The following is a 949-nucleotide window of genomic DNA, read 5'->3' on the forward strand; positions in this document are numbered from 1 at the left end:
AGGAATTATTAGAGTAAGATTTAAGGGCTAATTTTTATAATAACTATCTATTCAATATATTTGTGCAAGGGTGCACTAGTTTATTTTTTTGTAGAGCTTGAAGGTATTTCAAATATGCTACCGTATGAACTTCAAGAACGTTAGTAGAAATGCAATCAAAATATTTCGGGGAAAAGGGGATTTTTTTATGGAGAAGAATATTAGTAATTTAGAAATAAGATTACTAGTAAAACGATTAAATAGATTTTTATCAATGTTACTTTTAGAGATGAAGGATTTATCAGATGAAGATAGAGATTTGCCAATTCGTTGGAATATAATGCACATGTATACCAGTTCACAAATTGCAAAAATATTAGCACTTAAACGAGGGATAAATCCAGAAATAGCAGGAATAGCAGCAGCTCTTCACGATATTGGTGTAGTAAAGACAAAGAGCCATAAAAATCATGCTGAAGTGGCAGAGAGATATGTATATGAAATTATTGAGTGTTATAATTTTATACATAGAGGCGATCTACCTCGAATTACTAAAGAGGAAATAAATTTAATTGTAAATGCAATAGTACAGCATAGTCAAAAAGAAATTATTTCAGATAATCCATTTGTTGAAAACTTAAAAGATGTTGATTCATTAGATAGATACTTACATGGCGTAAAAACAGAAGGACCACATTGTGAAAGATGTATAAAAATATTGAAAGAAATTGGAATTGAATATGTCCTGTAAATATATTTATGGGAAATTATGTGATATAGATTAGGAATTTAATTTCTTAGTAATCAGACATCTCCTAGAATTACTTATTTTAGTTATGAGTAGTATTCCTAGGATTAGATGTCTGATTTTTTTATGTAATATATCGTCTTATTTCTTGTAGTGTGACGACGAATAATTACAAGAACATAAAAAATAAAGGAATTTACAATTTAATAGAGAATATTTTCA

General features: G+C 28.0%; 1 protein-coding gene. It reads left to right on the plus strand.

Features of this window, described 5'->3' with window-relative positions; all coding sequences use genetic code 11:
• Nucleotides 1-187 precede the first annotated feature (187 nt).
• Nucleotides 188-730: an HD domain-containing protein gene (locus tag TR13x_RS10820; protein WP_054871949.1), complete on the plus strand. Its 543-nt coding sequence runs from the start codon at nucleotides 188-190 to the stop codon at nucleotides 728-730.
• Nucleotides 731-949 lie beyond the last annotated feature (219 nt).

It is taken from the genome of Caloranaerobacter sp. TR13 (genome assembly GCF_001316435.1).
GTDB lineage: Bacteria > Bacillota > Clostridia > Tissierellales > Thermohalobacteraceae > Caloranaerobacter.